The sequence below is a fragment of the Flavobacterium sp. 245 genome (assembly GCF_004362055.1).
Lineage (GTDB): Bacteria > Bacteroidota > Bacteroidia > Flavobacteriales > Flavobacteriaceae > Flavobacterium.
The window spans coordinates 66,035-79,209 of the sequence record NZ_SNXB01000004.1 but is presented as its reverse complement, the minus strand read 5'-3'; the positions used below and the strand labels follow the sequence as shown (position 1 = coordinate 79,209).

The 13,175-nt window shown below is 33.1% G+C and carries 10 protein-coding genes and 1 pseudogene; 10 read left to right on the top strand and 1 reads right to left on the bottom strand.

Translation table 11 applies throughout. From position 1 onward, the window contains the following. The first annotated feature begins 318 nt into the window (after positions 1–318). The 10 genes from EV145_RS09155 to EV145_RS09110 all read left to right on the top strand — a co-directional run bounded on the left by EV145_RS09155 (position 319) and on the right by EV145_RS09110 (position 12,417). Positions 319–996, top strand: coding sequence for a TIGR02117 family protein (locus EV145_RS09155; RefSeq protein WP_133524916.1), 678 nt, complete (start codon positions 319–321; stop codon positions 994–996). A gap of 8 nt (positions 997–1,004) precedes the next feature. Continuing rightward, positions 1,005–1,697 carry a hypothetical protein gene (locus EV145_RS09150; RefSeq protein WP_133524915.1) on the top strand — a complete coding sequence of 231 codons (693 nt, stop codon included), beginning with the start codon at positions 1,005–1,007 and terminating at the stop codon, positions 1,695–1,697. Between the two features lie 74 nt (positions 1,698–1,771). Beyond that, entirely contained in the window at positions 1,772–2,731 is a 960-nt protein-coding gene (locus EV145_RS09145) for a YihY/virulence factor BrkB family protein (protein WP_133524914.1), read from the top strand. Beyond that, complete coding sequence (locus tag EV145_RS09140; protein ID WP_133524913.1) at positions 2,728–3,252, top strand: NADPH-dependent FMN reductase; 525 nt, start codon at positions 2,728–2,730, stop codon at positions 3,250–3,252. Before EV145_RS09145 ends, EV145_RS09140 begins: the two co-directional genes overlap by 4 nt. Beyond that, on the top strand, positions 3,253–4,227 hold the full coding sequence (locus EV145_RS09135) for a transglutaminase domain-containing protein (protein WP_133524912.1): 975 nt from the start codon (positions 3,253–3,255) through the stop codon (positions 4,225–4,227). Between the two features lie 49 nt (positions 4,228–4,276). Next, positions 4,277–5,263: a transglutaminase domain-containing protein gene (locus EV145_RS09130; protein WP_133524911.1), complete on the top strand. Its 987-nt coding sequence runs from the start codon at positions 4,277–4,279 to the stop codon at positions 5,261–5,263. 76 nt (positions 5,264–5,339) lie between these two features. Continuing rightward, entirely contained in the window at positions 5,340–6,515 is a 1,176-nt protein-coding gene (pncB, locus tag EV145_RS09125; RefSeq protein ID WP_133524910.1) for a nicotinate phosphoribosyltransferase, read from the top strand. 163 nt (positions 6,516–6,678) lie between these two features. After that, a complete protein-coding gene (locus EV145_RS09120) occupies positions 6,679–8,547 on the top strand; it encodes a DNA topoisomerase IV subunit B (RefSeq protein ID WP_133524909.1) in 1,869 nt (622 codons plus the stop codon). A 22-nt stretch (positions 8,548–8,569) separates the two neighbouring features. Further along, a complete protein-coding gene (locus tag EV145_RS09115; RefSeq protein WP_133524908.1) occupies positions 8,570–9,673 on the top strand; it encodes a YhcG family protein in 1,104 nt (367 codons plus the stop codon). Between the two features lie 23 nt (positions 9,674–9,696). Further along, the gene (locus EV145_RS09110) at positions 9,697–12,417 is read left to right on the top strand and encodes a DNA gyrase/topoisomerase IV subunit A (protein WP_133524907.1); all 2,721 of its coding nucleotides are present in this window, start codon (positions 9,697–9,699) and stop codon (positions 12,415–12,417) included. Positions 12,418–12,470: 53 nt separating this feature from the next. Here the strand turns inward: EV145_RS09110 and EV145_RS09105 are convergent. Then, positions 12,471–13,139: pseudogene (locus tag EV145_RS09105) on the bottom strand (AAA family ATPase); the annotation flags it as partial. Positions 13,140–13,175 lie beyond the last annotated feature (36 nt).

The following is a 13,175-nucleotide window of genomic DNA, read 5'->3' as shown; positions in this document are numbered from 1 at the left end:
TTTAGATAATAGAAGAAAGAACAAAGAATAAAGACTAAAACTGCTGGAGAGATTCAGCAGTTTTTTTTGTTAGTCTTTGCGAGGAACGAAGCAATCACACGATAAATAGCAAACTTTTAGAATAAAAATGTTTAACTGTATGAGATTGCTTCGTTCCTCGCAATGACAAAAATCCGCGCCTTCGCTTTAGCGAATCCGTATCATCCGCGTTCTGTTTTGGCATTCCAATCTACTTTTAAAATTTAAAGTTTATTTTTTGGCTCAAAAATTGGTTACAACAAAATAACCTAATTTATTAACCCAAAAACAATCAACCAAATGCTAAAAAAATCTTTCAAATTTCTCTGCTGGACAATCCTCGGAATCATTACTTTTCTCGTTTTATATTTAATCGCGATGTATCTAATTTCAAAAATAACGGTCAATTCAGATATTGCACAAGTTGATGAAAAAGACGCAATTCCGATTTACATTCTTTCCAATGGCGTTCATACCGATATTGTGGTTCCAGTTGCAAATGAAATAAAAGATTGGCGCAAAGAAATACAATTCAGTCAGACACAGTCTAAAGATTCATTGGCAACTTTGGTAGCTTTTGGCTGGGGCGATAAAGGTTTTTATTTGCATACACCAGAATGGTCCGATTTAAAAGCCAGTACCGCTTTAAAAGCAATTTTTGGCGTAAGTTCTTCAGCAATGCATACTTCATTCTATAAAAGTCTTGCGGAAAACGAAAATTGTAAACGCATTTTAATTTCAAAAGAAAATTATCAAAAATTAGTCTCTTATATTTCAGAAAGTTTCAATAATCCAACAAATCCTGAATGGATTCAGGGCTACAGCTACGGAAAAAAAGATGCTTTTTATGAAGCAAAAGGAAGTTACAGTCTTTTTTATACCTGTAATACTTGGGCAAATAGTGCTTTAAAAGCGGCGAATCAAAAAGCAAGTTTGTGGACAGTTTACGATAAAGGGATTTTTTGTCATTATAAATAATTGAAGATATGAAAAAACTGATTTTAATTTTTGCGATAGTATCATCAATTATTTCTTGTAAAAAAGCCGATGCCGATGCCGAATTTGGAGGTTTGGCATTTTATTTTGAGAACCCTCAACCAATTAATGACTCTGAGCTAAATAGCTTCCCTTCTACATTTAAAGGAGTATATAAAACCCCAGATTCTACTTTTTTAAGAATTGATGAAGATAGAATTTTTAAGGAGTATTATTTTAAATTTAGGATTCACAAACAAAAACTGGATTCTTTAAAATCTGAATTTGACCTTGTTGATGAAAAATTAATTTCTAAGGATACGAAATATAAATTTGATGTATTAAAAAAGGGTGATTCAATTGAATTGTCTCAAAAAAATATAGATACAGTATTTAGATTGTCGTACAATCAGAAACTAAAACGTATTAAGGGACAGTTAATTTTAAGTACGAGAGATTCTGTTTTTTGGAAAATCAAAATAATGTCTCTCGAAAATAATGTTCTTAAAATTAAGAGTATCTATTTGCCAGAAGACTTGAAAAAGTTGGATTCAGTTACTGCTGTAAAAGCAAAAACGCTTGATTCACTTTCTTATTTGATAAAATCAACAAGAAAAGAATTTAAAAATATTCTGAAAATTAAAAATCTAGGTTTTGATCAAGAATATAAAAAAGTATCAAAATACTACATGGTAAAAATATAAAATTCGACTAAAAATCAAGAATTCAAAATTTTTCAAGATTGCGTAAATTTGAGAGAATATCAAAAAATCAGCAAATGAAAATCAAAAATATATTCTCCAAAACGTGGTTTCTCTTAAAAAATACCTTTTTAGAATTTAACGATGATAATGCCATTAAACTTAGTGCCGCACTCGCATATTATACCATATTTGCGTTACCGCCTTTATTAATTATTATCATTACAATTTGTGGTTTCTTTTTTGGAGAAGAAGCTGTGACGGGAGAATTATATGGGCAAATTAACGGTTTGGTAGGTAACGGTGCGGCAAGCCAGATTCAGGAAGCTATTAAAAATGTACAATTGTCTGGTGATAATGTTTTTGCAACCGTATTTGGGATTGTAATGCTGTTAATTGGGGCTTCAGGGGTTTTTGCCGAAATACAAAGCTCTATTAATTTTATTTGGGGATTACGTGCAAAACCTGACAAAGGAATTAAGAAATTTATTCAAAACCGCTTAATGTCATTTTCTATGATTGCTTCAGTTGGTTTTTTAATGCTGGTCAGTCTTTTTATAAGTACAACTTTAGACTTGCTAAGTACACGTTTAAAAGTTTATTTTCCGGAAAGTACGGTTTATCTATTTTATGTACTTAATATAATTATTGTGCTGGCGAGTATTAGTACTCTTTTTGCTATTATTTTTAGAACCTTGCCAGACGGAAAAATAAGATGGAAAGATGCTTTTATAGGTTCGGGCGTTACTGCCGTTCTTTTTATGATTGGTAAATTTGCAATTGGACTTTATTTAGGAAGCTCTACGGTTGCATCTGTTTATGGTGCCGCAGGTTCTGTGATAATTATTCTGGTTTGGGTTTATTATTCGGCGATAATTCTGTATTTTGGAGCAGAATTTACGAAAGTCTATGCTAAATCATATGGAGGAAAAATTTATCCAAATGAGTATTCTGTAGAAATAGCAAAAGAGATTTACGAAATCGACGGGCCAAAAAAAGAGCCAATAGAAGAAACATTACAAAAAGAGAAGCCATGAAAATAATAGCCTTTGGAGGAAGTAACAGTAAGCAATCAATCAACAAACATTTAGCAACTTATGCTTCAAGTTTATTTGAAAATGCTGATGTTGAAGTTTTAGATTTAAATGATTTTGCAATGCCAGTATTTAGTGTTGATCTTGAAAAAGAAGTAGGTCAGCATTCATTGGCACAAGCTTTTCTAAACAAGCTTAAAGAGGCTGATATTTTAGTAGTTTCAATGGCAGAAAATAACGGAAATTATTCGGTTGCTTTTAAAAATGTTTTCGATTGGAGTTCGCGTATCGAAAAAGATGTTTTTCAGCACAAACCAATGTTGTTACTGGCAACTTCGCCAGGAGGAAGAGGCGGAAGTTCTGTTTTAGGAATTGCTCAGAATCTTTTCCCGCGTTATGGTGCCGAAATAAAAGGAAGTTTTTCATTACCAGCATTTGGCTCGAATTTTGATTTACAAGAAAATAAAATTTCTAATGTTGAGTTAGATAACGAACTGAAAAACATTATTAAATCAAATTTTTAAATGCCACAAAAAAAGATTGCTTTTATATTCCTTTTGCTGAACTGTATTTTTTTGAATTACACTTTTGCGCAAAAAATTAATGAAGTCGACAAAATCGTTGCAAAGTACCCAAAAAGCTTTGCGACAACAGAAAAGTTAGCGGAAAGAATTGAAAAAGATTTCGATTCTGATTATGACAAAGCACGCGCTATTTATAGCTGGATGGCTTTTAATATGAAGTACGATTTCAATGCTTTTTTAAACCCTCCTAGATCGCAGGGTTTCAGTTATTCTACTGAAGCTGAAAAACAAAGAAAAATAAAACAGATTAATGACAATCTGATTCAGAAATCTTTTAAATCTCAAAAAGCCGTTTGTGAAGGTTTTACGGCTTTATATCAGCACTTGGCTTCTTTGGTTGGAATAAAATGCGAAATCATCCGTGGCGATTCGAAAATTTCGGTACGAGATATTGGCCGAAAAACAACTTCATCAAATCATGCCTGGAATATTGTTTTGATTGATAAAAAATGGCGTTTGGTTGATGTGACTTGGGGTCAAGGTTATTATGACAGCAGTAAAGGCCGAATGGTTGCTGATTTTTCACCGATTTATTTCGACACTGATCCTGATTATTTCTTTGCCAAACATTTTCCAGATTCAGGTTCTTATTTAGGAAATAGATTAAGCAAAGATGAGTTTCTGAATGGACCTTTAATTTACAATAAAACAATCGAATTTGATTATAGGATCAAATCACCAGAATCAGGTTTGATTGAAGTTAAAAGAGGCGATAAAATTACTTTTGAAATCAAAAACGTTTCAAAATCAAATCAGGTTTTTTATCTGAATAAATATAATAGGGCGGTAAAAGTTCAAAATCCAAAGGAAAAGCGTGGAGGTTTAGAATTTCAGATTCTTTATGATAATAATGTAGGGGAGTATATTACCATTTTTGTGGATACAAATAGTATTGTTTCTTTTAAAATTATTTAGAGGTGAAAAGAAACGATTTATTGAATTTCATTTTTAAATTTTAAACTAAATGCCATTAAAAAAAATCCTTTTTTTATTCTTTTTTTTGAACATCATTTTTACCAGTTCTTCTTATTCACAAAAATATAATGCTATCGACAGTATTGTTTTAAAGTATCCGAATTTTGGAAGTACTGAGAAACTAGCCGAAAGAATTCAGAAGGATTTTACATCAGAACAGGATCTGGCAAGAGCAATTTATAGCTGGATTGCACTGAATTTAGATTACGATTTAAAAACCTTTTTAGATCCTCCAAAACAAAAAACATATAGTTCTAAAAATGAAGCCGATTGGGCAAAAGTAAAGCAGTTGCTACAGGCAAATGCAACACAAAAAGCATTTCGGTCTAGAAAAGCAGTGTGTGAGGGCTTTTCTTTATTATATGCACACTTAGCAATGAAAATTGGGCTAAAATGTCAAGTAGTAACAGGCGATTCTAAAAGATTGTTGAGTGATATTGGACGAAGAAGATTGGGATCAAATCACGCCTGGAATACAGTGCAAATTGATGGTAAATGGATATTAGTTGATGCTACATGGGGTCAAGGTTATTATGATGAAAACCGAAAATCCGTTGTAAAAGAATTTACACCCATTTATTTTGATGTTGATCCTAAGTATTTTTATGCCCTGCATTTTCCAGATTCTTCGATGTATGCAGAAAATACAGGGAGTAAACAAGAGTTTTTGGATGGACCACTTATTTATAATCAATTCATAAGAGAAAAATGTGAAATCATTTGGCCCTTTTCAGGGATAATCCAAGCAAATGATGGAGATGTGATTATCTTTAAAATTAAAAATATTTCACGGCTTGATAATTTGTGTTATTTAGGCAAAAAGGAAGAACACGTCAAGATTGAAAATCCAGAAGAAAAAGATGGAATGCTAGAATTTCAGCTAACTTATAATAGAAAATTAGGACGATTCATTTCTTTTTATCTTAATGGAAGATCTTTAGTTGATTTTAAAGTCGTACCCAAACAAAAACTTTGATAACTGTTATCGCTGAAATTTCCTTCTTTTACCGAATTGCCGTATCTTAGCAATTCAGGAATTGAATTAATATGCCATGGAGACAACTTTTTTGAAATCAATCTTGGATAATGATTTCTATAAATTCACAATGCAGCACGCTGTAATAAGGCTTTTCCCGAAAGCAAAAGTACGTTATGGATTTATAAACCGAGGAAAACATGTCTTTCCTGAAGGTTTTGCAGATTTACTTCGAAAATCTGTTGATGCCATGGCTGATCTTCGGTTGACAAAAGAAGAAAAAAATTATCTGTCACATTACTGCCCTTATCTGGATCCAACTTATTTAGATTTTCTGCAAGGCTATAGCTATGATCCGTCTGAGGTTCATATTACTCAAGAAGGTTCAGAAATAAAAGTTACAGTAGAAGGGTTTTGGTACCGAACTATTCTGTGGGAAGTACCACTAATGGCATTGATTTCGGAGCTTTTTTATAAATCAAATCATTTAATTCGTTTAAACGATGAGGCGATAAAAAAGCTGACCAAAGATAAAATTGACAATTATAATAAATTAGGAGTTTCGATTTTAGAGTTTGGTACCAGACGACGTCATTCTTATGATGTGCATGTTTTAGTGAATGAAACTTTGAGAGAAAATGGCGGACAAAGTTTTATTGGAACCAGCAATGTGCATTTTGCAATGGTTAATAACAGAAGGCCTTTGGGTACTCACGCTCATGAATGGTTTATGTTTCATGCGGCGCAATATGGTTTTAAAATGGCCAATTTGATAAGTCTCGAACATTGGACGCAAGTTTATGGAGGCGACCTCGGAATTGCTTTAACTGATACTTATACTACAGAAATATTCTTCAATCAGTTTGATAAAAAATATTCCAAACTTTTTGACGGCGTTCGACATGACAGTGGCAACCCTATTGAGTTTGCCCAAAAGGTGATTTCGCATTATATAAAAATGGGAATTGATCCAAAATCGAAAGCCATTGTTTTTTCAGATTCCCTTAATTACGAAAAAGTAAAAACGATTGTAGATTTCTGTAAAGACAAAATCAAAATGTCGTTTGGAATTGGAACAAATTTCACTAATGATGTTGGCCTCCCCGCCATGAATATGGTAATCAAATTAACCGATACAAAACCAGATAATACACATTGGCAAGGCGTTGTAAAACTTTCCGACGAAAAAAATAAAAACACCGGAACGCCTGAAATGATTGCGCTAGCAAAAGAAGTACTCGGAATCAAATAGTATTTTTTTGTTTCATCGCTTCTTTTTTATATTTTTAACGGTCGTATTTTTTTAAAATCAATTTAAATAGATTTAAAAACTGTTATTATTCGTAACAAAAGAAAAAATACGCTTTCATTTTTTGCCGATAAATGGTACATTAGCCAAAAATCCAATTCACCTTATGCTAGAGCAAAATCAATATACCGAAGATAATATCCGATCACTCGATTGGAAAGAACATATCCGTATGCGTCCGGGAATGTACATCGGAAAACTTGGAGACGGTTCTTCTCCAGATGATGGTATTTACATTCTATTAAAAGAGGTTTTAGATAACTGTATCGACGAGTTCGTAATGGGCTCCGGAAAAACTATTGAAGTGACTATCAAGGACAAAACGGTTTCGGTGCGTGATTACGGACGTGGAATTCCGTTAGGAAAAGTAGTTGATGTAGTTTCGAAAATGAATACAGGAGGAAAGTACGATTCTAAAGCTTTCCAGAAATCAGTTGGTTTGAATGGTGTCGGAACAAAAGCAGTTAATGCGCTTTCGAATTATTTCCGTGTAGAATCGGTTCGTGATGACAAACAAAAAGGAGCAGAGTTTTCTGCTGGGAATTTGGTTTTAGAAGAAGATATTGTTGATACTACAAAACGTAAAGGAACAAAAGTAACTTTTACGCCAGATGAAACTATTTTCAAAAACTATAAATTCCGTTTAGAATACGTAATCAAAATGGTTAAAAACTATTGTTATTTGAACAATGGTTTGACTATTATTTTCAACGGAGAAAAATATATTTCTGAGAATGGTCTTCGTGATTTATTAGAAGAAACAATCAGTGAAGATGACTTAGAATATCCAATTATACATTTAAAAGATCACGATATCGAGATCGCTTTAACGCACAGTAAAACGCAATACAGCGAAGAATATCACTCTTTTGTCAACGGTCAGAATACAACACAGGGAGGAACGCACTTAGCGGCCTATCGTGAAGCAGTTGTGAAAACGATTCGTGAGTTTTACAATAAAAATTTCGAGGCATCAGATGTTCGTAAATCGATTGTGAGTGCAATTAGTATTAAAGTGATGGAACCGGTTTTTGAGTCTCAGACCAAAACCAAATTAGGTTCTACAGATATGGGTTCTGATGATGGAACACCAGCAGTTTCTGTTCGTACTTTCGTAAACGATTTTGTAAAAAACAAATTAGATAATTACCTGCATAAAAATCCGCCGACTGCAGAAGCTTTGTTACGCAAAATTCTTCAGGCTGAACGCGAAAGAAAAGAATTATCAGGAATTAGAAAACTGGCCACAGATCGTGCTAAAAAAGCCAATCTGCATAATAAAAAATTAAGAGACTGCAGAGCGCATCTTCCAGATACAAAAAACCCAAGAAACTTAGAAAGTACGCTTTTTATAACCGAGGGAGATTCTGCTTCTGGATCGATTACCAAGTCGCGCGATGTAAATACTCAGGCTGTTTTCAGTTTACGAGGTAAGCCATTAAATTCATACGGAATGACTAAAAAAATTGTGTATGAAAACGAAGAATTCAATTTACTGCAAGCCGCGCTTGATATCGAAGACGGACTAGAAAAACTACGTTACAATAATATCGTAATCGCAACCGATGCCGATGTCGATGGAATGCACATTCGTTTGCTTCTAATTACTTTCTTTTTGCAGTTTTTCCCTGAGTTAATCAAAGAAGGACATTTGTATATTTTGCAGACACCGCTTTTTAGGGTTCGAAACAAAAAAGAAACCATTTATTGTTATTCTGAAGAAGAAAGAAAAGATGCGATTGAAAAGTTAAAACCAAAGCCAGAAATCACCCGATTTAAAGGTTTGGGAGAGATTTCGCCAGATGAGTTTAAAAACTTTATTGGAGACACGATTCGTCTTGATCCTGTTATGATGGACAAACATACTTCAATAGAGCAATTGCTGTCTTTCTATATGGGGAAAAATACACCAGACAGACAGGAGTTTATTATTAAGAATTTGAAGGTTGAAATTGATGAGCTTGAGGAGGTTTAGTAATTTTTTATAATAACAAAAAGTGTCAGACGGTCTTCAAAATAAAGTTATTTTCCAGCAAGTTGCGGAGTTATTGCAAAATGCCCGACAAAAGGTTTTACGTGCGGTAAATTCAACAATGACAGTTACCTATTTTGAAATAGGAAGAATAATTGTTGAAGAAGAACAAAATGGAAAGAATAGAGCTGAATACGGAAAACAATTATTAAAAGAGCTTTCAAAGCAATTGACGAGAGAATTTGGAAAAGGTTTTTCGGTGGTCAGTTTAGAGAACATTAGGAAGTTTTATTTAGTTTATTCAAAATCCGAGTCACTGATTAGGATTTTACAAATTCAAAAAACCCAGTCACTGACTGAGGAATTCAAATCTCAAAAAACGCAGACAGCGTCTGCTGAATTTAATAAAGCAGACTATCAAACATTGTCTTCTTTTTTTAAATTAACTTTTACACATTATGTTTTTTTGATGAGAATTGATGATGAAAAAGAAAGACGTTTTTATAAAATAGAATCTGAAAAAAACAATTGGAGCGTTAGAGAACTAAAACGTCAATACGACACGGCACTTTATACAAGATTAGCATTAAGCAGAGACAAAGAAGGGGTTTTAAAACTTTCGGAAAAAGGCCAAATTATTGAAAAACCGAAAGATATTATTAAAGATCCTTATATCTTAGAATTTTTGGGTTTACCTGAATTACATCAGTATTCAGAATCGCAATTAGAACAAGAAATCATTAATAAATTAGAACATTTTTTATTAGAATTAGGTCATGGTTTTACTTTTGTTGCAAGACAGGAAAGAATTACATTTGATGATAAACATTTTAGGATCGATTTAGTTTTTTATAATAGAATACTAAGATGTTTTGTTCTTATCGATTTGAAAATAGGTGAATTAAAACATCAAGATTTAGGTCAGATGCAAATGTATGTGAACTACTATGACAGAGAAATGAGATTGGAAGATGAAAATAAAACAATCGGAATTGTACTTTGTCAAAATAAAAGTGAATCTGTAGTAAAATATACTTTGCCAGAAAATAACGAACAGATTTTTGCCAGTAAATATAAGACCGTTTTACCAAGCGTTGAAGTTTTAAAAGAACTTCTTGAAAACAAATAAATTTATAATTTCGAATATAAATAATGAAAGACGAAGAAGACGACAACATAATTCCAAACGACGACGATAATAATCAAGATGAAAATCAATTTGATGAAAATCAAGATGATTCAGATGAGATTATAAATGTAGATGCAAAGAATTTCGAGGGACAGCATTTTTACGAAAATCAGGAAGAAGAAGGAGAGGACGTTATTACCAAAGTAACGGGAATGTACAAAGACTGGTTTTTGGATTATGCTTCGTATGTAATTCTGGAACGTGCAGTTCCTGCTATCGAAGACGGATTTAAACCGGTTCAGCGTCGTATTATGCACTCTCTAAAAGAGCTGGATGACGGTCGTTATAACAAAGTTGCCAATGTAGTAGGACATACCATGCAGTATCACCCACACGGAGATGCTAGTATTGGTGACGCCATGGTGCAAATTGGTCAAAAGGATTTATTGATTGACTGTCAGGGAAACTGGGGTAATATTTTAACGGGCGACGGAGCAGCAGCTTCGCGTTATATTGAAGCACGTTTATCAAAATTTGCTCTAGAGGTTTTATATTCTCCAAAAATTACAGATTGGGGCGTTTCGTATGATGGTCGTCGTGCAGAACCAAACAATCTTCCGGTAAAATTCCCATTGCTTTTAGCACAAGGAGCAGAAGGTATTGCGGTTGGACTTTCAACTAAAGTGCTCCCTCATAACTTTAATGAGTTAATCGACGCTTCGATCAAGATTTTAAAAGGAAAACCTTTTACGTTATACCCTGATTTCATGACACAAGGTATTGCCGATGTGTCGAATTATAATGATGGGCTTCGCGGAGGTCGTGTGCGTGTGCGTGCTAAAATTTCGCAATTAGACAAAAATACATTGGTGATTACGCAGATTCCGTTTTCGACCAATACATCGACTTTAATTGACAGTATTTTGAAAGCCAATGATAAAGGTAAAATTAAAATCAAGAAAATTGAAGACAATACTGCAGCCGATGTTGAAATTTTAATTCATCTCTTTCCAGGTGTTTCTCCAGATAAAACAATTGATGCTTTGTTTGCTTTTACGGCTTGTGAAACTTCTGTTGCGCCTTTAGGATGTGTTATTGAAGACAATAAACCGTTGTTTATTGGAGTTTCTGAAATGTTGAAAATTTCAACACACAGAACAGTTGATTTGCTTCGTCAGGAATTAGAAATTCAGTTAGAAGAATTAAAAAATAAGTGGCATTTTTCTACTTTAGAGAAAATCTTCATTCGTGAAGAAATGTATATTGATTTCAAATTGTATTCTGATAGAGAGTCACTTTATAAATATTTATACGACCGATTTGAGCCTTTCAAAAAATCATTTGTCAGAGAAATTAATGACGATGATTTACAACGACTGACTCAGATTCCAATGATTCGTATTACACGTTTTGATTCTGATAAAGCTGATGATTTTATAGCTAAGTTAGAAGATGAAATGAAAGAAGTTGAGCATAATCTGGAACATTTAACCGATTTTGCAATTGCTTATTTTACCAAATTAAAAGAGAAATACGGAAAAGGACGTGAACGTCAGACAGAACTTCGTGTTTTTGATAACGTTGAGGCAACAAAAGTAGTTTTGCGTAACACAAAACTATACGTAAACCGCGAAGAAGGTTTCGTAGGAACAAGTTTAAAGAAAGACGAATACGTAGCCGATTGTTCTGATATTGATGATGTAATTGTATTTTTGCGCGATGGTACAATGATGATTACAAAAGTTGATGCCAAAACGTTTATTGGGAAAGATATTATACATGTTGCTGTTTTTGATAAGAGCGATAAACGCACGATTTACAACATGATGTATCGTGATGGTAAATCTGGTCCTTCGTATATCAAACGTTTTAATGTTAGTGGAGTCACACGTGATAAAGCTTACGATTTAACAAACGGAACAAATGGTTCTCAAGTAGTTTATTTTTCACATAATCCGAATGGAGAAGCTGAGGTTGTGACCATTTTATTGCGTCAGATTGGAACAATAAAGAAACTGAAATTTGATATTGATTTTGCTAAATTAGCTATTAAAGGTCGTGCATCAAAAGGAAATCTGGTTACTAAATATCCGATCAAAAAAATCGAATTAAAAGAAAAAGGAATTTCGACTTTACTGCCAAGAAAAGTTTGGTTTGACGATACTGTAAAACGTTTAAATGTTGACGCCAGAGGAGAATTATTAGGAGAATTTAAGCCAAGTGATAAAATTTTGGTTATCAGTCAAGCTGGAAAAGTAAAAGTTATAATTCCGGAACTATCGACTCATTTTGATGAAGATATGATTGTTTTGGAGAAATGGAAACCTAAAAAACCAATTTCTGCGATTTATTATGACGGAGAAAAAGAACGTTATTTCTTAAAACGTTTTCTTGTTGAAAATGAAGGTAAAGAAGAAAGTTTTATCACAGATCATCCAAATTCACAATTAGAAATTGTGTCGACAGATTATCGTCCGGTTGCGCAATTGGTTTTTGCAAAAGTAAAAGGAGTTCAGAAAGAAGATTTGCATATCGATGTGGAAGATTTTATAGCCGTAAAAGGTTTTAAAGCTTTAGGAAATCAATTAACTACAGATAAATTAAAACAAGTTAATTTGTTAGATCCGCTTCCTTATGAAGAGCCAGTCGAAGAAGTTCCGGAGAAACCAGAATTATCAGAAGATGATGATTCAGTCGAAACCGAATTAGATGACGACGGACAAATAGGTTTGGTTTTAGAATAATAAAATTGAAAAAACGCTAAGATTAATTTCTTAGCGTTTTTTAGTTATGGGATTTATTTTTCATGAGAATAAATAACTCCTTCTTTAATCCATTTTACTTCGTTGTTTTCAATGCTAACAGAAATAATATCTCCATCTTTAACTTCTCCAGAAATTATCTTTTTTGCTAAAGGTCTTCTTAAATGCGTTCTAATAATACTTTTAATAGGCCTTGCTCCATACTTTGCATTATATCCGTTTTCGGCTAGATAAACTTTAGCTTCCATAGGGATTTCGACTGTAATATTTATGTTTTTCAATAAATCCATAAATTCTTTCTTAAGATGAATTTCGAAGATTTTCAATGCATTTTCTTTACTGATAGGCGCAAAAGGTACAATTTCAGTCAAACGCCCTAAAAATTCAGGTCGAAAATAGTTTCCCATAATTTCCATTAACGAATTTGAGCTTGGAATTTCGCCGTTATTGAAAGTAGTAACGATATGATCTGCGCCAATGTTTGAAGTAAAAAGTATTATAGCGTTTGAAAAATCGCCTTCTTTTCCTAAACGATCATGAAGTTTTCCTTCATCCATAATCTGAAGAAAAACATCAAAAACAGAAGGATGCGCTTTTTCAATTTCATCAAATAGAACTATGGAATAAGGCTTCTGACGAATCTTGTTAACTAACAATCCGCCTTCTTCATATCCAACATATCCTGGAGGCGCTCCACGAATTATTAGAAAATGTATTAGATCTACTTAAGGACGAAAGTT